21 protein-coding genes are annotated in these 23,301 nt (G+C 35.4%); 7 read left to right on the top strand and 14 right to left on the bottom strand.

Annotated features, from left to right (window positions below; translation table 11 throughout):
- Positions 1 to 40: 40 nt before the first annotated feature.
- The 11 genes from AC4BBR_RS16450 to AC4BBR_RS16400 all read right to left on the bottom strand — a co-directional run bounded on the left by AC4BBR_RS16450 (position 41) and on the right by AC4BBR_RS16400 (position 14,076).
- Positions 41 to 778, bottom strand: coding sequence for a hypothetical protein (locus AC4BBR_RS16450; protein ID WP_490460532.1), 738 nt, complete (start codon positions 776 to 778; stop codon positions 41 to 43).
- 19 nt (positions 779 to 797) lie between these two features.
- The gene (locus tag AC4BBR_RS16445) at positions 798 to 2,201 is read right to left on the bottom strand and encodes a T7SS effector LXG polymorphic toxin (RefSeq protein WP_490460531.1); all 1,404 of its coding nucleotides are present in this window, start codon (positions 2,199 to 2,201) and stop codon (positions 798 to 800) included.
- A gap of 27 nt (positions 2,202 to 2,228) precedes the next feature.
- Positions 2,229 to 2,492, bottom strand: coding sequence for a TIGR04197 family type VII secretion effector (locus tag AC4BBR_RS16440; protein WP_490460530.1), 264 nt, complete (start codon positions 2,490 to 2,492; stop codon positions 2,229 to 2,231).
- A 22-nt stretch (positions 2,493 to 2,514) separates the two neighbouring features.
- The gene (locus AC4BBR_RS16435) at positions 2,515 to 2,976 is read right to left on the bottom strand and encodes a YwqH-like family protein (protein ID WP_490460529.1); all 462 of its coding nucleotides are present in this window, start codon (positions 2,974 to 2,976) and stop codon (positions 2,515 to 2,517) included.
- Between the two features lie 14 nt (positions 2,977 to 2,990).
- Entirely contained in the window at positions 2,991 to 7,469 is a 4,479-nt protein-coding gene (gene essC, locus AC4BBR_RS16430) for a type VII secretion protein EssC (RefSeq protein ID WP_490460528.1), read from the bottom strand.
- Positions 7,470 to 8,696: a type VII secretion protein EssB gene (gene essB / locus AC4BBR_RS16425; RefSeq protein ID WP_490460527.1), complete on the bottom strand. Its 1,227-nt coding sequence runs from the start codon at positions 8,694 to 8,696 to the stop codon at positions 7,470 to 7,472.
- Between the two features lie 5 nt (positions 8,697 to 8,701).
- Complete coding sequence (locus AC4BBR_RS16420) at positions 8,702 to 8,959, bottom strand: EsaB/YukD family protein (protein WP_490460526.1); 258 nt, start codon at positions 8,957 to 8,959, stop codon at positions 8,702 to 8,704.
- On the bottom strand, positions 8,949 to 9,419 hold the full coding sequence (locus AC4BBR_RS16415; protein ID WP_490460525.1) for a hypothetical protein: 471 nt from the start codon (positions 9,417 to 9,419) through the stop codon (positions 8,949 to 8,951). The genes AC4BBR_RS16420 and AC4BBR_RS16415 overlap by 11 nt, the downstream gene beginning before the upstream one ends.
- Positions 9,416 to 12,715, bottom strand: coding sequence for a type VII secretion protein EsaA (esaA, locus tag AC4BBR_RS16410; protein WP_490460524.1), 3,300 nt, complete (start codon positions 12,713 to 12,715; stop codon positions 9,416 to 9,418). Before esaA ends, AC4BBR_RS16415 begins: the two co-directional genes overlap by 4 nt.
- Before the next feature lie 70 nt (positions 12,716 to 12,785).
- Positions 12,786 to 13,088: a WXG100 family type VII secretion target gene (locus tag AC4BBR_RS16405; RefSeq protein WP_490460523.1), complete on the bottom strand. Its 303-nt coding sequence runs from the start codon at positions 13,086 to 13,088 to the stop codon at positions 12,786 to 12,788.
- Positions 13,089 to 13,341: 253 nt separating this feature from the next.
- Entirely contained in the window at positions 13,342 to 14,076 is a 735-nt protein-coding gene (locus AC4BBR_RS16400; RefSeq protein ID WP_490460522.1) for a LytR/AlgR family response regulator transcription factor, read from the bottom strand.
- A gap of 771 nt (positions 14,077 to 14,847) precedes the next feature.
- Here AC4BBR_RS16400 and AC4BBR_RS16395 point away from each other — a divergent pair.
- The gene (locus tag AC4BBR_RS16395; RefSeq protein WP_490462143.1) at positions 14,848 to 16,242 is read left to right on the top strand and encodes a M24 family metallopeptidase; all 1,395 of its coding nucleotides are present in this window, start codon (positions 14,848 to 14,850) and stop codon (positions 16,240 to 16,242) included.
- An 85-nt stretch (positions 16,243 to 16,327) separates the two neighbouring features.
- Here AC4BBR_RS16395 and AC4BBR_RS16390 read toward each other — a convergent pair whose 3' ends face one another.
- Positions 16,328 to 17,278, bottom strand: coding sequence for a 1-phosphofructokinase family hexose kinase (locus tag AC4BBR_RS16390; protein WP_490460521.1), 951 nt, complete (start codon positions 17,276 to 17,278; stop codon positions 16,328 to 16,330).
- A gap of 57 nt (positions 17,279 to 17,335) precedes the next feature.
- Complete coding sequence (locus tag AC4BBR_RS16385) at positions 17,336 to 18,097, bottom strand: DeoR/GlpR family DNA-binding transcription regulator (RefSeq protein ID WP_490460520.1); 762 nt, start codon at positions 18,095 to 18,097, stop codon at positions 17,336 to 17,338.
- Between the two features lie 196 nt (positions 18,098 to 18,293).
- Between AC4BBR_RS16385 and AC4BBR_RS16380 the strand changes: the two genes are divergently transcribed.
- From AC4BBR_RS16380 to AC4BBR_RS16360, 5 genes are all read left to right on the top strand, one after another.
- Positions 18,294 to 18,770: a PTS sugar transporter subunit IIA gene (locus AC4BBR_RS16380; protein ID WP_490460519.1), complete on the top strand. Its 477-nt coding sequence runs from the start codon at positions 18,294 to 18,296 to the stop codon at positions 18,768 to 18,770.
- Complete coding sequence (locus AC4BBR_RS16375) at positions 18,763 to 19,065, top strand: PTS sugar transporter subunit IIB (RefSeq protein WP_490460518.1); 303 nt, start codon at positions 18,763 to 18,765, stop codon at positions 19,063 to 19,065. Before AC4BBR_RS16380 ends, AC4BBR_RS16375 begins: the two co-directional genes overlap by 8 nt.
- Before the next feature lie 97 nt (positions 19,066 to 19,162).
- Entirely contained in the window at positions 19,163 to 20,518 is a 1,356-nt protein-coding gene (locus AC4BBR_RS16370; protein WP_490460517.1) for a PTS galactitol transporter subunit IIC, read from the top strand.
- 16 nt (positions 20,519 to 20,534) lie between these two features.
- Complete coding sequence (locus tag AC4BBR_RS16365) at positions 20,535 to 20,792, top strand: hypothetical protein (protein ID WP_490460516.1); 258 nt, start codon at positions 20,535 to 20,537, stop codon at positions 20,790 to 20,792.
- Positions 20,793 to 20,798: 6 nt separating this feature from the next.
- Positions 20,799 to 21,554 (top strand): class II aldolase/adducin family protein, encoded by a 756-nt coding sequence (locus tag AC4BBR_RS16360; RefSeq protein WP_490460515.1) that lies wholly within the window; start codon positions 20,799 to 20,801, stop codon positions 21,552 to 21,554.
- A gap of 170 nt (positions 21,555 to 21,724) precedes the next feature.
- On the opposite strand, the gene AC4BBR_RS16355 is transcribed toward AC4BBR_RS16360, so the two are convergent.
- On the bottom strand, positions 21,725 to 22,153 hold the full coding sequence (locus AC4BBR_RS16355; protein ID WP_490460514.1) for a hypothetical protein: 429 nt from the start codon (positions 22,151 to 22,153) through the stop codon (positions 21,725 to 21,727).
- Between the two features lie 426 nt (positions 22,154 to 22,579).
- Here AC4BBR_RS16355 and rsmG point away from each other — a divergent pair, with 426 nt between their 5' ends.
- Positions 22,580 to 23,296 carry a 16S rRNA (guanine(527)-N(7))-methyltransferase RsmG gene (gene rsmG, locus AC4BBR_RS16350; protein WP_490460513.1) on the top strand — a complete coding sequence of 239 codons (717 nt, stop codon included), beginning with the start codon at positions 22,580 to 22,582 and terminating at the stop codon, positions 23,294 to 23,296.
- The last annotated feature ends 5 nt before the right edge of the window (positions 23,297 to 23,301 follow it).

Raw genomic sequence — 23,301 nt, 5'->3', positions numbered from 1 at the left:
TACTGTTAAAGAAAAAAGTAAAAAATTACTGAATAGTTGTTTATTTAGCTAACTCTTTTTCAATGCTCCTTTGGGAATATTCTTCAGGAAATCTATATTTCATAAATGAAATAATTAGATATCTTGCTGAATATATAGATATGAAATATACACAGATTATCAACAATAATGATAAGAGATAAGGATTCCTATTTAATAATCCAAGAGAGCCCACTCCAAGAAGAATTGAGTATAAGATTATACTTTTTCCTTCCAATAGAATACTTTGATTTTTATATTTCTTCTCAAGCTGTTTTGATCTTTCGGAATCCTTATGAGAAACCTTATTTTTTACTTTAAATATAATATTAAACAAAGAATATAAAAATAAAACGAGTGGAATTATAAATAAAAACTTATTAATTAATACCTCATCTTTAATTAATAGTTGCTCACTAGAAAGAAAATAGTCGTAACCAACTACGATTATTAGATATGAAAACTGAAATGCTGATAACCCACCTGTAAAATATATAAAAGCTTCATAAATTTTTGTTCTTGATAAAAAAAGAGAAGCTACTTGTATAAACAGCATGAGTATGAAAAAGTAAAATATCATTTTGAAAATTATAGAGTTTTGATATATTTCGATATTTGTTTTATTTGTATACATGAAAAAAATAAAAGTACTTATAATACTCATTTTTATTAAAAATTTCATGCTCTTTATGTTAGAATAATTCAATGTGTATTTTAACGGTAATATAAACAAATAATAATCGTCTGCACTGTTTTTCAAAGTTCTCTCTCCTTAATCATTAGCCGAATGCCCAATTTCCAATATTTTTCCATGTTTTTTCAGCATTCTTAAGTGCATCATTTACGCCTTGCTTGACTTTTTTTCTAATATTTTTAGAAGCTTCACTAGCAACCCAAGCTCCCGCAGCACCTCCAACAACTCCACCAATAACTGCACCAACTGGACCTCCAGCAGAACCTATAAGTGCTCCAATTTTTGCTCCTGCAGCAGCGCCACCAATACTTACTCCTGAATCTACAGCTGTATTCACTGTTGTACTTACGACTCTTTTAGAGCCTGTTAACCCTTGTTTAGTAGCATCATTAAAGTTTTCATAACCATTCAACCCTACTTCTACAGCAGTGCCTACAATTCCCAAAGCTTTTAGACTTTTCCCTGCTTTAGATAACTCTTTCCATCCTGTAAAAGGACCTGTAACTTTTCCTTTTAACCGTTGTTTCATTGTTTGTTTTGAGACGTCTGTGAGTTCTTTTGGAAGATCCCAAAATTTAAAATGTTTGCTTCCAGTTCCAGTTAGTTTTCCATCTTTTAAAGTAGTCAGAGCTTTAAAACGTTTTCCATTTTTCCAGTTTTTCACATATTTTAATGATTTTCCATCCCATTTCACTTTTCCAATCAAAGCTTTAGGGTTCATTACTCGTACTCTAACTTTTCCATTTTTAGCCCATGTTATTTTTATATTTCCACGGCTTAAGTGGTATCCAAAATGTGCGGTACCTGCAATTTTTTTTCCGTACTTAGCTATTTTTTTAGCTATTTTTCTCCACTCTTTAAACTTTTCAATATCACTTTTTTTAAATGTTTTAATTCCGTCAGGAACATTTGATATCTTCTGTACCTGTCCTTGCATAGAATTTAACAGACTAATAAACTCTTTAGATTGTGCCACCTCATTACTAGATGCTGAAATAAAGGTTTCAAACTTCTCCATCATATCTGTAATGATTTTTTTAAACTCCTTTTCATCATTTTTAAACTCAGTTGTTTGAACTTTACTTGCGGAAGTAATATCGGAAATACTACTTATTTCTTTGTTAATTGATTTTATAGCAGAAGAGATACTCTTAGTTGCACTTGTCACTTCTGTCTTTAATTGGGTGACGTAGCTACTGTCAATAATACAGCTTGCATCATTATCTACTGAACTACTAAACTGATCCATTGAGTAAGTAAAATTAGCTTTTAAGTCTTCTATTATATTATCATAAACTTCAATTAAATTGTCATGTGCATGAGAAATATAATTTTTTGTGGCTTTTGCTCCGTCTCCTTTGAAAGAATTCATATCTTTGATTTTACCTAATCCAGATTTTGTTTCGGCAATGGCAGAAGTGGCTTTATCTGCATTTTTAGTTAAATCTTCTTTTAATAATTTTACTTCGCTCATATCGATTTTTGCCATGTTTTTCTCCTTTCTAATCGTACTTTTTTATTTTCCTTGACTCCGTCTATCTGCATCTTCAATAGCTTTACCTATATTCGACATTTGTTGTGCATCACTTTCGATAATCGATTTATATTTTGCTAATGCTGTTGCTAAATCTTGAACAGAATTTTCGTATTCTTTAAAAGGATTGATATCTGTTTTTGATAAACTAGCACTAGGAGAAAAATCTATTGAACTAGCACTTGCCTTTAAAGAAGTTATATTGCTATTAAAAACACCTATATTAATACCGACTTGTCCACTCATATTTTGACCTCCTTTTTTATTCTTATAAACTATTTAGCTGTGCAATTAAATTAGTCACTTGTCCATTTTTTGTTGCAATTTCAGCTTCTACACGTTCTAATTCTCGTTCTAATTTAGTTTTATCATCTTGAATAGTATCCACTGCATCCTCAATTTTTGTACCGATGCTTTGGACAGATGTTTTCATCTGTCCAAGTTCCGTGTTTGCTTTTGTCGCATTTTGACCTTTCCATGATCCAGCTTCAATTGTTACGCTATCTAAACTTGATTTACCTGTATCAAAATCACTTTTAGCGGATTCGATATTCGTTAATGCTGTAGTAATTTTTTCGATTTTTCCTTCTAATTCAATTTTCTTCATACTTAACGTTGTCAAAGAGGCGCGAGTCATATTTAATTGACTGACAATTACTGCACGTTGATGTGCTTTTGCGGCATCTTTCGCAGCTTTGGCTTTTTCTTCAGCCATTCCTAATTCAACCATATTGATTCTCCTTTTTATTCTCGTGTGTGTTTAATTTTTATAAATTGTTTTTCTGCGGCATAGTAGGCACTATCTATTTCTAGTTCAGGTTCTCTAGACATATATGGTTTTTCTACAAATTCTTGATCGGAAACTCTCATTGAAAATACCGCAGCTTTGATTACTTCTTTATAATGTCTTGGTAAACCGATTCTTGTTTTTCCAAGGTATTGATGATCTCCTGCGATAATAAAGTGAACACCTGTCTGTTCAGTAGAAAGGAAGAATTCTTTTAGTTCATCCTCTGTTAAGGTAGTTTCTTTCTCAAATACTTCCATATCAGTAATGTAGATAAGCCATTTTGGTAAACCTTCATAGCCATTTTCTTTTCGATTTCTGATTTCAACTAATATATCTTCTTTTACTTTCGGTAAGGTAGCTGGATCGGCGATATAGGCGTTTACTGCTAAGGTTTCTTTCTCGCAAATGTGACCTGAATCAATAATCATTGTATTATGCTGGCCAGCTAATAGTTCTATTGAAGAAAGAACAGCCTGTTTTAATGGTAAAAATGTTTTCCTTTGTTCGCCAATAACAGCTAAATTCGTTTGATGAACTAAGTTGAATGGCATTACTTCAACTTCTTCATAATCGACACCAAGTGGTAAAATACCATTTTCAGCCATTTCTTGAACTTGTTTTTTCTTCTTAAAGCTTTCAAAATCAAGAATTTCTGGCACCATAGGAATCGGTTCAGGTCTTTCACCAGTCCAATGTTGATCCATTGCGTCAACTTCTTCTTGAATCGCTTCAATGATTTGTAGTGTATCTTCACCCTCGGCAGGCAATGCTGCTTGGAACAATTCAGGTTCTTCCAACTTAATCAACCCACGACCAGGCAAGTCATCAATCGTCAATGTCGTCCGTCCAACAATCGCTCTTGGTTCACTATCGTCAATCATCTTCAAGACAACCTGTGTTTTAATATTACTTGAGAGTGTCGCTCTCATTGAGTTCTGTCTACCTGCAGAAAGAAGTAAATGAATCCCAATCCCAGCCCCTTCACGGGCAACTTGGGTAATGACTTTTTCAAGAATTTCATTAAACTTCGCATCTTTCAATCCTTCAAAACCATCTAAAAGAATAAGGATGATCGGTTCTTCTTTCCCACTCGCTCGCTCATACATATCCAAACTCGCCACAGAAAACTCACTCAACAACTTCTTACGTCGTTTCAACTCATCATTGATCCGACGTGCAAACTTCTCAATTTTCTCTTCTTCATCAATACTCATCGTATCTGCTACATGCGGTAATTTCTTCAACGGCAGAAGTCCATTTGTCCCAAAGTCCAATAGATAAACATTCAACCGCTCAGGACTATGGACACGCGCCAAATCCATCACCACCGTCTGCATAAACGTACTCTTCCCATACCCAGGACTACTAAACACGGTCATATGCCCTTCTTGCGTCATATTCAAACGCAACGTATTCTGCGCCTGCATACTCGGCACATCAACCACACCTAAAACAGGTTCAAGCGGCTGTTTCTCTGTCAACCATTCTTCTCTAAAGTCCACAGGGTGAAGGGTAGAAGAAGCAATCCGCTCTTCCAACGGCGGTAACCAAGGTCTCGGTAGTGGGGTAATATTCTCACGTTCTGCCACTTCATGAATCCCATCAATAATGGCATCCAGCTCTGTCGGAATCTGTTTCACATCATCCGCATTCTCCAAACCACTTAAATCTTCACTCAAAATCTCATACTGACCAAGGTCGTTAACCAAGTAAATCGTATGATCCTCAATCTGTTGGTCATCTTTCTCAGGCTGATAATCCGCACCACTCCAAGCACTTTGGAACAATTCATAAATCTCATTATTCCCCACTTGCAAGTAGGCACGCCCAGCTTGGGTGATTTCCGCCGCATCTGGTGTTTTCAACATTTCCATCGAATCGGCTTTATCTGCCACTTTCAACGCTAATTTAAATTTCGAGTTACTCCAAATTTGATCATTCACCACACCACTTGGCTTTTGTGTCGCAAGGATCAAGTGAATCCCTAATGAACGACCAATACGAGCAGTAGAAACAAGTTCTTTCATAAACTCAGGCTGTTCTGATTTTAACTCCGCAAACTCATCCGAAATTAGGAAAAGGTGAGGCATCGGCTCTTCAACATCGCCGCTTTTATATAATTTTTGATACTGATTGATATGATTCACGTTATTCTCCGAGAAAAGGCGCTGACGGCGTTTTAGCTCGGCATTGATAGAGATTAAGGCACGCATACTTTGAGCGCCATCTAAGTTGGTAATACTTCCTAATAAGTGAGGAAGATTTCTAAAGAGATTCGCCATTCCTCCACCTTTGTAGTCAATCAGTAGGAACGCTACATCGTATGGATGGAAATTCACGGCTAAACTCAAAATATAACTTTGCACGATTTCCGATTTACCAGAACCTGTGGTACCAGCGACTAACCCATGAGGTCCATGCGCTTTTTCATGTAAGTTCAAATACACAATATCATCTTTTCCGCGTAAACCAAGCGGCACAGCCAAGGTTTTATGGGGAGAATGTTCTGCCCAACGCTGGGTCACATTAAACTCATCAAATTTCTCGATCCCATACATTTCTAAAAACGTCACAGCTTCAGGAATGCTTGATTTCAAGTTCTGTAAGTGATTCAATGGCGCCAATAAACGCGGCAATTGTTCTTTATTAAATGCAGTAGGGAAGTGATCCAATTGGAATGGCTTGTTCATCAATTTGCCTTCTTCCAACAAGAGAACCCCAGTATTACGGTCACGAATATCGATAACCGTCTTGATATTATCGGATAAACTACTCATGACATCTTCCACGAAAATCACGCTACAACCAAGCTCACTCGGATCTTCATTAAAGAATTCCATAATGACATGATCTAAAATCAACTTCTCATCGGTAATCATCACCACATAATGAGGGGAGAAGATCGTACTATCCCGACTATTGCGGTTTTCTTCCATGGAATTTTTACGGTTTTTCAAAATTTGATTCAAGCTATTCAATACTTGGTCACGGCTTCGTTGATTATAGACAAAGCCACGCACGTTCACATCCTGCATCGTTGCATGAGGCAACCAACGCATCCATTCCCAGAGGTCTTTTTCTGCTTCTGGGAAAATGGAGATAAATTGTAGATCATGGTAACTGTGGAACACAGATAATTGATTGACTAATAAATGAAGCTGTTCCAACACTAAAGTTCTAGGCCCAATATACCCAACCGGTCCATTGACTAAATTCGCCACAATGGGCATATCTTCCAGCTCTAAGCTCTTTGTATACAGCTCATAGCCGCTTTTCTCTAAATCATCTGTTTCTTTCCCACGTTCTTTGTTGGAATAGGTAATATCGCTGGATGAACCAAGCGTTCCTAAGCCTAAACGATAGAAGAGAAAGTCAAAGTGCAAGGGCGTTTTTTCATAAATTCTTGGGCTATAGGTTTTCGTCATCTCCAACAATTCTGAAACCGTTGGGTAATGATACAACTGCCCTTGTTTTTGTTCTTGATTTAATTGGTGCAATTCCACCGATTTATCGACTAAATACTTCTTATAGCTGACTTCACGATCGATCAAGCTTTGTTTGTGTTCTTTTTTGCCTTTAAAGTAATTCGTAATCGAGAAAATAATCGTAATCAAGGTTGTTGCCGCACTGGCTAAAACGAATAAGCCGTTTGGTCTGAAAAAGGCCATCGCAACGGTCACCATCAACATCACAATCGGTGGTAAAATTGTTTTGATGAGTTGGTCTTGTTGCTTATTGTTTGGTTCACTTGGGGCATTGATCGTGATTTTTTCCTCAGGCTCACGGTAAATGATCCGCGGTGAACGGTGGAAATCTGGATAATCCTCATAGACATCGTAACGAGAGGTGTAGATTTCACACAAATCCGATTTAATGATCGTGCCTTCTGTGGCATGAATTTCATGCGTAAAGACTTTCAAGGTATGATGCAAGAAAGACAATTCATCGCCTTTACCCAGTAAGTAATCTGTGCCCGTAAAGAGGTGATTATTGATCATCAGCGCACCAGAAAGGACGGTGAGTAACCATTGCTCGTCTTGTTTTTTCAAGAGAGCGGAAAGCGGTTCAGCTAAATGATCGTTTGGCAATTCAAGGGTTGCGCCTTTGTCGGTGCTTACAATAAGCTCTTTTTTGTCTAATAAATCGAAAATATGAAGCTTTGTTTCAGGTGCTAAAATAACCGTGAGCTCTTGTTCCTCAGATAAAGAGAAGGAGAGAGGCTCAGCTAAATGTAAGGCATACTCTTTCTCAGAATACGTCAATACCCAGTTATCATCGGCCTTTTTTTCGATCGTAAAGGTATCTGCTTCTGACAATAAAGGTAAGTGAAGCGCGGCTTGGTTGTCAGAACTAATCTGTTGGACTTTTTCTTCGTCAAGGGTTAGTTGGTAACGATAGCCTTGAAGGTAGAAGATGGCTTGTGTCTTGGTCATCTAATTTCCCTCCTGAGCAGTCGATCCTTGTGTTTGTTCTGCTTCTGTTGCAGCATTCACACTTTCATCACGTTTTTCTTTGTATTTCTTGTAGTCCGCTTCTAATTTACTGATGACTTCTTCTTTTTCGGTTCCAGTCATTTTCGTGTCTTTTCTGACTTGTTCGATTTTTTGCGTGATCCCGTATAGAATTAAATCAGAATCCTCTAGGTTTTTAGCTACGTCTAGCGCCTCATCAAGATTTCCACGACCGTTTTCGATCCAGTAATCTAAATAATTTTCATCAGAACGTAAGGTTACGTTGTTTAAAATCACTTTTTTCTGTTGTTCTTGTAACGCTTCCCCTTGAATAAAGCTATACGCTAGTTCATATTTTTGCGTAAATGGCATTTTTGCTGTTTTCACAGGTTCTAACGTCGTAATCACGGCTTCATAGTCATTTTTCAAGAAGGCTGTATCTGTGTCTTGCATACGATCCAAAAATGGTAAGCGGAAAAAGAGTAAGTAAGCTAAGGGAACCACTAATAAGACGGACAAAACAGTCATCCAGATGGAAAGTTGCTTCATTACTTGGAATGTTGTTTTGCTGACTTTTTTGATCGTTTTCTTTGTACGTGCAACGGTATGGTCATAGCTTTCTACAAGATACTGTCTGATTTCTTCGAAGCTTTCTTTTTTAAGAATCGTTTGGATAAATTCTGAGCCTTTTTTAATATCTAGTTGACCTTCATAAAGTTTTGAAAAATCTTGTTTCTTTTCGAATAAGGCAACAATCAAGCTTTTGTACTGTCTTAATAATAAGTCGTTGTTCGTGACTTTTGGCGGCATTTTTCCGTCTAATCCACGATAAGCAATTTTTGGCAGTAAATTGTAATCAAATAAAATATTCTCTGGATGAATAAAGAACGTTAAGGGTAGATCTAATAACTGCTCAATGGCGGCCATATTTGCCATGGCACGTAATTTTTCTTCTTTAGAAGCAGTTTTCAATTCTTCAAAAGTGAGTCGTTCTTTTGGTAGCTCATACGTAAATGTTACGGTATCTTCTTCCCAGTGAATGCGTGTATCCATCAATAATGGATGAGTCACCTTAAGTAGCGCTAAGTCTTTTTCTTCCGATACTTGGACTTCCGATTTTCTTAATGCTAGCGTCCAGTTTTCTGCTGTTTTGTTAAATTCATACGTATGTTTTTCAATGATTACGTCTGTTTTTTTCGTAGTTTCCATCTAATTTAATCCCCCAACACTTCGATTATGTCTCCGTTAGTAATCGCCCAATCTTTTAATTTTTGTTCTTCGTCTAAAAGAATGCCTTTGTTCAATACTTTTAATTGATATTTTTTTAATGCTTTTTCTTTACCGAATATTTGATTCAATTCTCGAATAAAGCGGTAAACAGTAATGTTATTCGGGATTCGTAAATCCATTTGTTTGTCCGTCTGTCCTTGATAGAACAAGGTAATATTAATATGTTCTTTATTATCTGCCATTTTGCTGCCCTCTTTTTCTATTGTGATACAACACTAATGTAACAACTGTGACCAGTAATAATCCTAGTAGTAATGGAAACAACGCAGGAGGAGAAGAAACAGATGGAACTGTTTCTTCTTTTTTAACTGCTAGGTGTTTGGTCTCATTTTCTGTAAATAACTGCGTATTGTCATTTGCTTTTACCTTTGGGACATCCGTCAAAAAGAATTGTGCTGCTTCTTCCTGTCGTTGTTTTGCTTCCATTTTTTTGGCATTTGTTACTTTTTCAATCATTTCTGCTTCGAATAAGCGGTCTTCCGCGATAAAACTTTGGGCTTTGCCAGTATCGACTTGTTCTTTGTTTAGACGGTCTGTTTTTAAGTCTAGGTTGTTATCTAGTAAGGTTTCTTTTGCATAGGATGTTTCAGTGAAAGAAAGGAGTCCGATTCCGACGACAATGAAAAACAGAAATTTCTTCATTTTTTCACCACTTCCTTAGCTGCTCTTCTTGGCTTCCAAATGAAAATATTACATGCAAAAAGAACGACAATTGCTAGGATGTATAAAATGATATGAACGACATTCAACGCATTTCTTGATAGAATATCGGCTAGATTAGTTTCCCCGATTGATAACGGGTTGATGGAGCGGATCATATCAACCATCGGATTATTTCCTTTGGTTTTTCCAATAGCATTCGTGACAAACACGTAACTAATAAATAGGAATAAACTGAAGGCAAATCCTGCGATATGGAACTGTTTTAGCGCATAGTGATTGAGTAGTGAGAATATCAGCATAAAGAGTATAACCATCGTAACCCAAATGATTTGAGATTCTTTTACAATGGCTAATTCACTAGCGCTCAGTATGCCCAAAACTAATCCAATACCAATGGCACTTAGTCCAAGTAGTGCTGTTTCCATAATGTTGTCTTTGAACCATAATTGTTCTCGTTTGAATTTATCTTTAACTTTTCTGACGATCGGTTGTGTCGCAAAGAGATACGCGATAAATAAGCTCAACGTATACATGATTAAAATCCATGTGAATGGTTCGTTAATCTCAGTTGTTTTAATAGTTGCTTCGGCTTTTCCGTTTACTGGATTTGCGATAAATTGTAGTAATGTATTATTTGGTACGCCATCTTTTTGAGCATTGCTCAGTACTTTAATAAAGGCAGAGACAAAGTCATTGTTCTTTGCTAGTTCATCATTTAAGTTTTCCATGATCACATCTGCATTGCTGGAGAGTTCTTCTCCATTTTTTTGTGCGGTATTGACTTCTTGGTCAAAAGAAGTGAAGACTGATTTTACGGTTTCGGCTTCTTTAACATTCATTTCAGATGCTTCTTTAACTGCTTGCGATTGTTGCAAGAGTGATTCTAACGTTGATTTGGCAGACCCGATTTCTGAATCTGTTTGGCTGTTCCAAGAGCTAACTTTGCTTTCTGAGCTGAGCGCTTCTTGAATTTGTTTTTGTCCTTCTTCTACAGAGGCAGTTTGTTTTTCAATTGCTTCATTTAATCCTACCGTCGTTGATAGCACGTTACTCATTTTTTCTCCGACTACTTCGGATTGTGATTCAAGACTGTCTGCTTTGAGCTTCAAGGCTTCAAGGTGATCTACTTGGACTTTGTAATCACCGCCAAGGAAGGTCTCGTTAAGAATTTTTTTGAAAGCATCCGTCAAATCCAATTTAAGAAAGCCGCCGAATTGTTCAAATTGATAGTTTTCATAAAAGGCTAATTCACTGTTGATTGAGTCGTAAAGGTCTAACGTTTTACCGACTTGTTCAGAGTAAAGTCTCTTTTTAAGTTGATAATCTCCATCAAGGAAAGCAGAAGTATCAATCGTTTGATCCCATTCTATAGAAAATTGTGATTGTATCAGTTCGCTTGTATATCTTTTTGTTTCTGTAGCTTTAGTGGGCTCTTCTTGAGATTGTTGACTACTTTCTTCTTTATCAGAAGAGGACGTTCGTTCTTCTGAAGATGTTTCAGGAGAGGTTACGTCAGCTGAAAAAGAAGTGTCTCCTTTACTAGATAGTTCTGGTTGACCGATTCTAATGGTCATTTTTGGTGATGAAGTTGTTTCATTGTATTCATCTGTAAACTGGTAAGTGATTGTTCGAGTGCCGTTTCCAATGAAAGGATACTCTCCGCCGTCTTCAATGGGTCCCATATTATCAATTTTAATGTTCGTAATTCCTGCGGGGATATTGCTAATTTTAATTGTTCCGCCTGAACCAATATTGTTTGGTTTGATTTGGAAATTACCGTGAGTATTTGATAATAGTTCCGTTCGTTTCGTCGTTAAATTGTCATAAGCTTCTTTCAACTGCTTATAATAAGGGCTTTCTAGAGCTTTTTCTGGATTCATTTCAAAATCTATAGGCGCTTCTTTCAGATTATTTTCTTTATTGTTTTCTTCGATTTTTTCATTTAAAACAAATACTTTCCCTGAAACTGTATTAAATTTTTCTTGTAATTGAGCAAAAGGCTGTCCATCTCCATAAGGTGCTTTTGTATATCTAAAAATGTCGTCTTGTGGATTTAAGTTAAATGTGATTGTTCTAAAAGGGAGTAAAGCTAAGCGTTCTTCCATCCATTTTTTGTAATCGGCATTAAAACCAGTATCGTCACTAGGCGGATATTCTTTGTCAGCCTTTTTTAAGACATCTTTTAAGGTTACTTTTGCTTCTCCACCAGTTTCGTTGATCCCTAATGAAGCGAAAAATGGTTCCTTGTATCTGTCAAAATAGTTGTCACTAATCTCTGTTAATTTCTCCTGTTGTTCAGTAACTGCCGTTTTTGCATCCGCTAACTGTTGTTTTAAAAGTGCCATTTGTCTAGCAGTCGTATCAGATGAACCATCAGGATTGAATTCATTTTGTAGATTCATACCTGTTTCTTGAAGTTGCTGGAACATAGCTGCTATATTTTCTGATGTTACAGCGTTCTCTGCTTCCGTTAATTGTTTTATAAATTCTTCGTACGTGAGTTGTCCTTTTGCTCGCTCGTCTAGTAGTTTCTCTAAAAGGGAAGAGTACTCTTTATGACTATTGACGAGTGAATCGGTACCTTGTGTGTGACTCCCTAACGTATTTGCCAATAAATCATTGGCTTGTAGTGCACTTTTTGATTGTGATGTGATAGAAGGGAGATAGTCTTTAAAATTTAACGTCGGCTGATACAAGACATCTTGGAATTCCTGCACAGACGAGGTCTGATTCGCATAGACTTTTTCAATATTTCTTTGTGCAGTAAATAAATTATCTACAATACTAACGACATATAAATCGACGAGCTGCTGATTCAACTCATTGACAATTCGTCGCCCAACACTTTTTGATTCATTTTCTAAGGTTGCATTCCCATTTGCATTAATTTTGTAGTTTACTTGGACTTTTTCTGGTGCTTCGCTATCTAATTCTAATAATTTACTTGAAAAATTGCTGGGTATTGTTACGAGTAAGTTATACGTCCCATTTTTTAAGCCATTTTCGGCAATTCCTCGACTTACTGTAAACCAGTTATAGGTAACATCTTTTTCAATTTTTTTAACATAATCTGAACCAAGATTATAGTCTATGTTATTTTTATTGACTCCTGCATCTTCATTCACCAATGCAATATTTAACCGCATATCTTTTTCTTCTTGATCTTTTTTTGCAGAGATATCGGTAAAGTCTCGGTTCATGAAGATAAGCATAATAAGTAATATGACAACCATCCAAACAGACTTCAACATATAATATAGTTTTTTACTGTTCATTTATCATTCTCCTAAAAAAAGAGGAACAGCGAGGAGCAAGTGCCCTCCCTATTCCTCAGATATGTGTTTCTTATAGACCTCTTCCGATTGCTGAAGAGATATTTTGGTCTGTTTCTTCTACAATGTTTGCAACTTCGTTTAATTGTTTGTTGATTTGCTCTAATAACTCAGCAAATTCAGTTACTTTTGGTTTTAAAGCAGTGAATTGATCGTTAAAGCTATCAAAACCGCTACCTTCCCAGTTGCCTTGAATTGTATCTTGTTCAGATTGTAACTTCTGTAAGATGTCGTTTACTTGGTTTGATCCATCTGTATATTTTGTTGCAGAAGTTCTTAGTTCTTGTGGGGATAATTTAATTCTATCGCCTGCCATTTTCATTCCTCCAAATAGTTTTTTATTAGTGAGCATTGATAATATCTGCTACTTACATAAACGTTACCATAAAAAGAAGGTCTGTAAATACTTAATGTAAAAACTTGCAAGTTTTAAGTAAAAAATAACAAAAATAATAGAATTATAAATAATCATTAGGATTATTTTTTATATTTCATAGATTTTTATAGTTTTCTACAAGTCTGAAAAATAAAAATAATGTTAGAAATTTATTCTAATAGTTAGACTTTACTTATGTTTTTCTTGTTTTTGGAAAAATGGCATATGATTTTTTGACGTTATCCTTAAAGGTTCTACTTATAGGCAAAATGGTTGGTGTTTCTTGTTGTACGCCATTTTTAAAGTGTTTAATAAATACTTCATTTTTAATGATTTGAACAATATAATTTGAGTTCACCATGTAACTACCATGTATTCTAGTAAATATATTTCCGTCCAGCTTATCTATAATTTCAGCCATCGTTAAATAGGTTTTATAGACTTTTTCGGTTGTGTGGATATATGCGATCCGTCCACTTTTAGCGATATAAACGATTTCATTCATTGTTAGTACAATCAGTTTTCGGTTAAAAGAAAACTCGAAGTAAGCGCAGATAGTATTAAAATAATTGTTTGCTCTAGCCATTGTTTCTAGTAAATAGTCATCAGAAATCGGTTTTATTAAGTAATCAAATGCTTGAACTTTGAACACTTCAGGCATACGCTGAATATCATCAGATACAAAAATAATCAATGCATTTAAATCAAACGTACGTATTTGTTTCGCTAATGCAATACTATCCATTTTATTCAGTTCAATAGAAATGAAGTAGATGGCATAAATTATGTCTCTGTCTTTTAGATGTCTTATTAATTTTTCACCATTGCTAAAAAAATCAATTTCGTACTTTTGAGAAAAATTTAGAGTGATAGCTTTTTCGATTTTTCCCATTTCTCTCTGGTTATTATCACACAATGCAATCTTCAATGGCTCATCTCCCTTGAGTATAAGATTCAAAATGTATGTTTAATGTAGTATTTCTTGTTTTTTGAACTGTTTTCTTAATCAATTTTAATCATAGCATATTTTTTGATGTAGAAATTCTCAAAAATTTTAATCAAATCTACATTTTTAGAAAATTTGTTATAATCTTTTGAAATAAATGATACTGTATGTTGAAGCAAAGAGCGCTGGAAATACAATTGTTGGGTCATTTTTGTTACACTAGAGAAGTAGAATAGGAGGAGCAGATGAAAAAAATAGTCGCTAAAACCAATACGAATAATCAACCATCTATCCAGTAAATGCTTGGTCTGCAAGACAATATCCGACAAAACTGTTGCTGAATGAAGCTATTGTGAATTAGAGAAAGTAGATCCAAGAAAACGGTTAAAAGATTTGTGTCAAGTATATGAATCATAAAGTTGTTTTAAAAATTGGACATATAGCATGCTACGCGCTAGATGCGTTAAGGTATCGACGTTATGAATGGACGAGTGATGCCTTAAATGAGCGTTAAAAAAAAGCAGCGTTGCGTTTAGGTTGTGTTTTTGAGGGAATCTTTCGGAATGCGTTGGTTTATAAGAAGCGTAATCGAGATATAGTTTGGTTTTCTATTATTGAAAGTGAATGGCCAGAAAAAAAGCTTGGCTAGAGTCATGGTTCTCTGATTCAAATTTTACTGCGGATGGAAAATAAAAAAGACGTCTAAATGAATGTTAAGTATAAAAAAACTTGTTTGAAGGGAAATCAATGAAAATGAAAAAGCCAGAAATTCAATTAACTAAAGTATCTAAGCCAATGATTTTTTCAGAGGTTGCTCCAACGTTTTTAACAGATGAAACGATGGTTGAGCGAAAGCAAAAAGTATTGGACAATATGAAATCAGAAGGCTTTGACGCGTTGGTGATTTATGCGGACAAAGAGCATGGTGGAAATTTTGAATATCTAACGGGATTTATTCCCCGCTTTGAAGAAGGATTGCTTATGCTAGATCCAACAGGAGAGTGTACTCTGATTCTTGGAAATGAAAATTTAAAAATGGCGAAGGTCGCTCGAATCAAAAATCGATTGATTCATTCTCCTTTATTTTCTCTACCCAATCAACCGATGGACAATGAAGCAAGGTTAGAAACGATTTTTGAACGTATTGGTTTATCAGAAAAAAGTAAGATCGGCGTTGTTGGTTGGAAAATGTTTACGACAGCGAAATCAGACAATGACTTATATTTTGATCTTCCTTATTTTATTATTCAAGCACTTTTGATAAGCAAAAAGGAACAAGCAGTGCTCAAAAATGCGACTCATCTATTTATTAGAGGAGATAAGGGGGCTCGTACAACGAATAATGCCAATGAGATTGCTCACTATGAATATGGAGCGAATCTATCTTCTAGCTGTATGCTAAACGCAATGGATGCCGTTGAACTCGGCGTAACAGAAGCTGAGTTAGGGAATGAAATGACTGCTGAAGGACAAGCGAATACCGTGGTGACAATTGCAGCAACAGGCCAGCGTTTTGAATATGGGAATGTGTATCCAACACATAAAAAAGTAAAACTAGGTGATCCACTATCCTTAACGACGGCATTCAAAGGTGGGCTGTCCAGTCGAACTGGTTTTGTGATAGAACATGCGGCGCAATTGCCAGAAAATCAGAAAGATTATCTAGAAAGGGTAGCGAAACCTTATTATCAAGCTGTTACAACTTGGTTGGAGACGATAAAAATCGGAATGCCAGGGAAAGAACTCTACCAAACGATTGAAACTGTTCTTCCTCAATCGGAGTATCATTGGCATCTAAATCCTGGACATTTAGTATCTGATGAAGAATGGATGTCTTCACCGATTTATGCTGAGTCTGAAGAGCAATTGAAAAGCGGTATGATGTTACAAATCGACATTATTCCATCTATAGCTGGCTATACGGGAGTGAGTGCCGAAGAATGTGTTGCTTTGGCTGACGCAAACCTACAAAAGCAAATCAGAGAAGCTTATCCAGAGCTATGGTACCGAATTGTCACAAGAAAAAACTATATTAAAGAAATACTAAATATTAATCTTAGTGAGGATGTCCTTCCGTTATCTAATACAGTGGGGTATTTGCGTCCGTTTTATTTAGCAAAAGATCAAGCATTGTACTGCGTAAAATAAAAATCTAAAAGTAAGTAATTGTTTTTCGTAAGAAGGATAATTACTTACTTTTTGGTCTGAATGTCTGGTGTTACACGTGAAACATTTATTCTATTTCTCGTAAAATGATTTTATGTTTCAATGTTTCAACGTTCTCAATAGTGACATAGCCTACCGCTTGTTCAAGAGCGTTGCTCATTCCACATGCCATAGCATAACGCAAAGTTTCTTCTATAGAAAAGTCTTGATCTAAAGCAAAAGCTACACCACCTACGGTAGCATCACCTGAACCTGTTGGATTAATACTATCGATAGATGGAATGATGATATCAAAAATTCGTTCATAATATTTTGCTACTGCACCATTTCCACCACATGAAACTAGAATAAATGGCGTTTCTTTTAGTAAAGGATGATTTAAATGATTCATTACTTCTTTTTTACTCATTAACGGACTATCTAGCAACTCTGAAAATTCGTGGATATTTGGTTTAATAAAAAAAGGATTGATAGGTCCTTTTAGTGCGTTTTGTAGCTGTTTTCCTGAAATATCTGCTAGAATTTTTACTTTGGAGCCTAAATTGGTATTTAACTGGTGTAAATAATCTTGATATAAACGTTCATTTTTGGTATTAGCTGATCCGCATAAAGCAATGATGGGGTCTTTTGGTTGTTTGGAAGAAAAATCAATTACGCTACTGATTATTTTTTGAGCAGTTTCGGGTGTTATTTCAGGTCCCAGTTCTACGATTTCTGTTTGATTTTTCTCTTGATCCATTACTGTAACAGCGTTTCTTGACTCCCCATCAATTGAGAGAAAGGCTGTTTTAAATGGTTCTTTCGCAAGTGCCGTACGAATCAATTCCCCATTCATCCCAGCTAAAACACCTATTGCAGTTACATTTCCCCCTAAAATTGCAGCGGTTCTTCCTGCATTAATTCCTTTGCCGCCAATTGCTTTGACTGGATTACTGCAGCGGTTCATTTCACCTAAAATAAATGTGTTTGTAAAATAAATGGAATCCATCGATGGATTAAGTGTCACTGTTAAAATCATTGTCATTTCCTCCTTAGAATCCTAGCTAAGCTGGGTTTCTGAAAGAGTGGAGAAACCTCAGTTAACTTTCTTGTTTAATAATTTTCCATAAGATTGGTAAAAATTTAACGTTTGTTCATCGATCTTGTCGTCGGTAATCACGTAGTCTAAATCAGATAGTTTATAAAATGTATAGACATCGCTAACATTGAATTTTGTACTATCTGCGACGACGATTTTCTTCTTGGCATGTTTAAAAGCAGCTCGTTGGACGCCACCTTCTAAATAGTTAGAAGTAGTTACGTTATTATTATAGATGCCATTCGTTGCAGCAAATGCAATATCAATATTAATGGTTTCAAAAGTTTGTTCTGCATGTTCTCCAATAAATTCCTCAGTGATCGGTGTAAAATCCCCCCCAGTTAATAAAATTCGATAATCAGTGTGCTCAATAAGGTAGTTGAACGCTAACAAACTGTTTGTAACGATCATCAAATTTTGCTTCTTGATAAAAGGCAATGCATACAAAATGGTTGTTCCTGCACCAACAAAAACAACTTGATGATCCTGGATCAAAGAATTCATGATTTTTCCGATATATTCTTTTTGCTCGATATGTAGATTGATTTTTTCATGGGTCGCTAATTCTTTTTCCTTTCGATCAATTTTTTGCGCCCCGCCGTATAAACGAACTAGTTGATTAGAATCACTTAGCTCATTAATATCTCTTCGTATCGTCATTTCAGAAACGTACAATTCTTTGGCTATATCAGATACCGTCATAAAGGTCTTTTTTTCCAGTAATTCTAAAATATGTGCATGTCGCTCTCTTTTTAACATAAATAGACTCCCTTTTTGTTCGAAATTGTTTATCTATTACATTTTATACGTAAAACGAACAAAAAACAATGAAAAGAAAGCGTTGACAAACCTTTGTACAAGTTGTATCCTTTTTGTATAAACAAAGTTTAACATATAATTACAAAGTTGAACATAAAAACTTTGAATATGAAAAAAACGAGGAGGGATTAGGATTATGAATATGCATCAGATGTTTCAACCAGAATTGATTGATTTACACGTTACTGTCCAAGATGAAGAAGAATTATTTGAGTGTATCGCAAAACGGCTACAAGAAAAGGGATATGTAAATAGTGGGTATTTGGAAGGGATCAAAACAAGAGAGAGAATATTCCCAACAGGTTTGATTACAGAGTATCTTAATATCGCATTACCACATTCAGACACAGAATATATTGAGAAGCCTTTCATATATATTACAAGAACAACAAAACCAATCAAGGTCAAACAAATGGGGGATAATCAGGAAATGGAGGTGAAAGATTTATTTTTCTTAGGGATCAAGGAACCCTCAAAACAAGTTGGGTTACTGCAGGAATTGATGGTCTTATTTCAAAATCAAGCATTTGTATCAGCGTTAAAAGAGGCAACAGGAAATGAAGAAATATTCAAATTATTCATGAATCAATGGGAGGAAGTAAAAAATGGCTAGAAAATTAATTGTAGCATGTGGCAGTGGTGTTGCGACGAGTACAACAGTAGCAGAGAAAATAAAAAGTAATTTTGATGCTGATAATATTGATTATCCAGTAGAAGCAGTTGATTACAAATCGATTTTGCAGGAATTGCCAAGTGCTAGTATTTATGTTTATATCGCAAAACCTGATGATGAAGTGTTAGAAGAGGCGGAGAAATTGGGTGTTTCTGTTTATGCAGGCGTTCCTTTTTTAACAGGCATGGGTGTTGACGAAATCTACGATGGGATTGTAAGTGACACGAGGAAGTAAAAGAACGCGCTCGGATTATGACGAATCCGAACGCCAGTAAATAATACAATACAAACTAATCATACCAAAAAATTTAAAAGATAGGTAGGTAAAAGAGATGGAAATTTTTCAATCTATGATTGATTATATATTAACTCTTGGTTCGGCAATTTTTGTTCCTTTGATTATTCTGATTATCGGGCTGATAGCTAAGATGCCGTTGAAGAAAGCTTTTATGTCAGCGGTTACATTGGGGATTGCTTTTACTGGAATGAGCATGGTGATCGGATTTATGTCAGACGCGGTAAGTCCAGCATCTGTTGCGATGGCTAAAAATACAGGAATTAGTTTACCAGCTTTGGATTTAGGCTGGACGGGTGCCGCCAGTATCACATGGTCTTGGTCTTATGCTTTTGTTTTTTTCGCAGTTGTTTTAGGCGTTAATTTTGCTATGTTGCTGTTGAACGTAACAAAAACGTTAAATGTTGATATGTGGAATGTTTGGGGCAAAGCGTTGACAGCATATTTGGTGTATTTCATTAGTGGGTCGCTTGTTGCAGGATTTATTGCTGCGGTTATTCAAGTTGTTTTAGAGTTGAAAATGGGTGATATGTTTCAGCGTCATATTCAAGATTTAACAGGAATTCCTTTAGTAACAGTAACACATTTAATGAATATTTCCGCAGTGCTGATGCTGCCAGTAAATATTGTAATGGATAAAATTCCTTTCTTTAATAAAAAAGCAGATACATCCGCTTTAAAAGCAAAAATTGGGATTTTTTCTGAAAATAGTGTGATGGGCTTTATTATTGGGGTCTTGCTAGGATTTGGTGCGGCATATGGTATTTCGGGATCACTGAACTTAGGGATTAAAGTAGCTACAGCGATGGCGTTGTTTCCAATGATTAGTAAAATGTTTATGCAGTCACTTTCTCCTTTAGCTGATGCAATGTCAGAAATGATGAAAAAACGTTTCAAAGATCGGGAAGTATATATAGGGTTAGATTGGCCTATTTTAGCCGGTCGTTCTGAAATCTGGGTGACAGCGATTCTTTTAGTCCCAGTATTTATTGGTTACGCCATGATTTTACCAGGCAATCAAGTATTACCACTTGCTGGAATTATTAACTATTCGATTGCTGTTGGAGGATTATTGCTTACAGGAGGAAATTTATACCGAATGATTACACTTGGGATTATTTACACCCCACTTTATTTATATGGTGCAACGTATCTTGCGCCAGTACTGACAGGGTTAGCGAAAAAAACAGGAGCGGTAGATTTAAAGGGTGGAAGTATAACTTGGTCATCGATTGAAGGTCCTGAATTTAGAATATTATTTGCCGAAGCAGTCAATATGAATGGTATGGCGATTGTTGGTTTTATTATATTTATTGCACTGTTCATCTGGTTATATAAATATATGACGAAAGAACCTGTTCCAAGTGCGCGTTATGAAGAAATAAAAAACTAAGAAAGGACTGAATAACATGAATCAAAAGAGGATATGGCTAGCATTGCTATTTTTAGATAGCTTCCTTTTTATCCTGGCACTTTCAATCGATGTTGTTCCACTATATCTATTAGTGCTGATTCTTTCTTTTTTCATTTATAAAAATGGTAATGCAGTGATTTTTAAAGAATATGATGACAGAAAAAAGCAAAAATATGAAGAGTATAAAGTAATACAGGCAGCAGCAAAAGAAACGATCCGCACAGGTAATTTACTAAAGAAAAAGGAGCTGTAATAAAGCATGGCAGATGGAAGAATTTTATTTGAACGTGAAAGAGAAGATATGGCAAAAATTGTACAGTTGATTTTTGAGCGCAAAAATACAAATGTTGCTGGAGGAAATTTTTCATTTAAAGCAATGGATCACGAGGGCAAGGAGTATATCATTATGACGCCTACCATGATGTCGCAAGCTTATCTAGGGCATGTTTCCCCTTCACAGATTTTGGTGGTAGAGCCGCATACAAGAAGAGTGATTGCTGGTGAAGGAGGTTTAACAAGAGAGATAAATATGCATGAAGCAGTCTACGACGCAAATCCAGAAATAAAAGCTGTGCTTCATGCGCATGCACCAAACAGCATGTTCTGGGCAACAAGTGGATTGGACATGCCTAATTTGACTGAAGCAACACAGAAAGTAGAATATATTGAAGTTTTAGATTTTGAACCAAATTGTTCAGAAGAATTAGCAGAAATCGTAAGTAATCACATTAAAACTATGGCGAAGAAAACTCTTCCACATGAATTTTTACTAGATAGCCACGGGGTCCTGATTACGACTGGTGGTCAAACTGGAATGGAGGCGATTCATTCAGCTTTGTCAATTCTGGACACAGTGGAATGGAATGCAGATATTGCGTATAAACAAACGATTTTTCAAAAATTAGGTATTCTAGATGGTTATTATTCCAAAGGGGTAAAAATAGGAACGATTGATGATTTGATGAACCATGAGCCGATCTATAATAAAATTATAAAAATGACAGTGGGGGATTAGAGGTAGTATGATGGGTGAAATATTTGTTTAATCATAAAAAAAATGGTCTTATTCAGGTTCAATTTAAAAACCTGAATAAGACCACTTTTTTGATTCATCGATCTAATCATTTAAAAAAGTCTGTTCTATTTTAATTGCTTATTTAGAAGATCTATTTGAGATGAATAAGATTATTTTTGTACGAATGTATAATCTAACATTTTACCATCTTTATCGATGTAAGCTAGCGCTAACCAGCTGTTTCCAGAGGTAGCTGGTCTTGTTAAAGCAAAAACACCTGAAATAGCTAATGGATAGAATTTAGTCACTGGTACAAAGTTTTTGAATTGTCTGTCGCCAAAAAAGTCAAATTCGCCAATAACTAATCTAGAACCTTTAGGTTTTTTAGACAAATTAGTAATGACAACATCTACAGTTTCAGGTCCCATGTTATCACGAGTTCCACCATATTGAGCACCGATGAAATATTGTGAAGGGCCTCTAGGGACTTCATTTTGAACTTGTACATACTCAGAAGCATCTACACTATTTACACCAGCAAGTGCAAAAATACCAACGAACATTGAAGCTAAAAAGCTTTTTAAAATTAATTTTCTCATAATTGAATAAATCTCTCCTTTTCTAATGTAACTACTATTGATAATATCTGTCTCAAATAGTAATAATTTAATCTTCTAAAGCAAATAAAATGATCATAAAAAAAGTAACGTGTTCCATTATAATGGATAACGAACAACAACCTTTGATTACTTTTTCGAACCTTTTTGTCAAATCATAGATACAAGTGAAATTATACAGTTATTATTTATATAACGCAAGTTATTATTAAAACAAAATAACAATAAATAAAAAAATCTCATTTTCATTCGTTTTGTATAATGTTTTTTCAAGAAATTATCTTAGACATAATTTCATTTAATATAAGTAAAAACGCGACTAAAACCATTGCATGTTAGGCAGATTTACGTTAAAGTAAGAAAAGACAACTGTGAAACATTTTCTGTTTCACGCAAGGAAGGAAACGTATGATACCAGAAGAATTTAAACAACTATTAAGTCAAAAAGACATTGATCTATCGGATCATCAAATGGAACAATTTGCCCGTTATTTCGAATTACTTGTCGAATGGAATGAGAAAATGAATTTAACCGCAATTACAGAGAAAAAAGACGTGTATTTAAAACATTTCTATGATTCGATTTCTTTAGCGTTCTTTGAAGATTTTTCAACAAATAAATCAATTTGTGATGTAGGAGCGGGTGCAGGATTTCCTAGTATTCCCTTAAAGATTATTTTTCCAACATTACAAGTGACAATTGTGGATTCTTTAAATAAACGAATCACATTTTTAACAGAATTAGTCAATGAATTGGAGTTGGAAGAGGTTTTTTTGTATCATGATCGTGCGGAAATATTTGGTCAAAAAATGGCGTTTCGTGGTGCCTTTGATTATGTTACGGCTCGTGCAGTTGCTCGTCTAAATATATTGAGCGAGTTATGTCTGCCTCTAGTGAAGAAAGATGGTTTTTTCTTAGCATTGAAAGCTGCTAAAAGTGAGGAAGAAATTGCCGAAGCGAAGTCGGCAATTGCTATTTTAGGTGGTAAATTTCAAAAAGAAGTCTCCTTTGAATTACCGATCACTGATGACAAGCGGCATATCGTAGTCATTCAAAAGAAAAAAGAAACACCAAAAAAATACCCAAGAAAACCTGGGTTACCAAATAAACAACCAATCAAATAAGATGG

The sequence above is a fragment of the Enterococcus sp. AMC1251 genome, from assembly GCF_058216535.1.
This window is presented reverse-complemented; position numbering and strand designations above follow the sequence as displayed.

What these genes read in the sequence shown, in the direction of transcription:
- rsmG (WP_490460513.1), top strand. Translation starts at nt 22,580, where the DNA reads ATGATACCAGAAGAATTTAAACAACTATTAAGTCAAAAAGACATTGAT.
- AC4BBR_RS16420 (WP_490460526.1), bottom strand. Translation starts at nt 8,959, where the DNA reads ATGGCAGATAATAAAGAACATATTAATATTACCTTGTTCTATCAAGGA.
- AC4BBR_RS16385 (WP_490460520.1), bottom strand. Translation starts at nt 18,097, where the DNA reads ATGTTAAAAAGAGAGCGACATGCACATATTTTAGAATTACTGGAAAAA.
- essB (WP_490460527.1), bottom strand. Translation starts at nt 8,696, where the DNA reads ATGGAAACTACGAAAAAAACAGACGTAATCATTGAAAAACATACGTAT.
- AC4BBR_RS16445 (WP_490460531.1), bottom strand. Translation starts at nt 2,201, where the DNA reads ATGGCAAAAATCGATATGAGCGAAGTAAAATTATTAAAAGAAGATTTA.
- essC (WP_490460528.1), bottom strand. Translation starts at nt 7,469, where the DNA reads ATGACCAAGACACAAGCCATCTTCTACCTTCAAGGCTATCGTTACCAA.
- AC4BBR_RS16365 (WP_490460516.1), top strand. Translation starts at nt 20,535, where the DNA reads ATGAATCAAAAGAGGATATGGCTAGCATTGCTATTTTTAGATAGCTTC.
- AC4BBR_RS16375 (WP_490460518.1), top strand. Translation starts at nt 18,763, where the DNA reads ATGGCTAGAAAATTAATTGTAGCATGTGGCAGTGGTGTTGCGACGAGT.
- esaA (WP_490460524.1), bottom strand. Translation starts at nt 12,715, where the DNA reads ATGAACAGTAAAAAACTATATTATATGTTGAAGTCTGTTTGGATGGTT.
- AC4BBR_RS16440 (WP_490460530.1), bottom strand. Translation starts at nt 2,492, where the DNA reads ATGAGTGGACAAGTCGGTATTAATATAGGTGTTTTTAATAGCAATATA.
- AC4BBR_RS16370 (WP_490460517.1), top strand. Translation starts at nt 19,163, where the DNA reads ATGGAAATTTTTCAATCTATGATTGATTATATATTAACTCTTGGTTCG.
- AC4BBR_RS16380 (WP_490460519.1), top strand. Translation starts at nt 18,294, where the DNA reads ATGAATATGCATCAGATGTTTCAACCAGAATTGATTGATTTACACGTT.
- AC4BBR_RS16435 (WP_490460529.1), bottom strand. Translation starts at nt 2,976, where the DNA reads ATGGTTGAATTAGGAATGGCTGAAGAAAAAGCCAAAGCTGCGAAAGAT.
- AC4BBR_RS16415 (WP_490460525.1), bottom strand. Translation starts at nt 9,419, where the DNA reads ATGAAGAAATTTCTGTTTTTCATTGTCGTCGGAATCGGACTCCTTTCT.
- AC4BBR_RS16355 (WP_490460514.1), bottom strand. Translation starts at nt 22,153, where the DNA reads ATGAGAAAATTAATTTTAAAAAGCTTTTTAGCTTCAATGTTCGTTGGT.
- AC4BBR_RS16390 (WP_490460521.1), bottom strand. Translation starts at nt 17,278, where the DNA reads ATGATTTTAACAGTGACACTTAATCCATCGATGGATTCCATTTATTTT.
- AC4BBR_RS16405 (WP_490460523.1), bottom strand. Translation starts at nt 13,088, where the DNA reads ATGGCAGGCGATAGAATTAAATTATCCCCACAAGAACTAAGAACTTCT.
- AC4BBR_RS16360 (WP_490460515.1), top strand. Translation starts at nt 20,799, where the DNA reads ATGGCAGATGGAAGAATTTTATTTGAACGTGAAAGAGAAGATATGGCA.
- AC4BBR_RS16395 (WP_490462143.1), top strand. Translation starts at nt 14,848, where the DNA reads ATGAAAAAGCCAGAAATTCAATTAACTAAAGTATCTAAGCCAATGATT.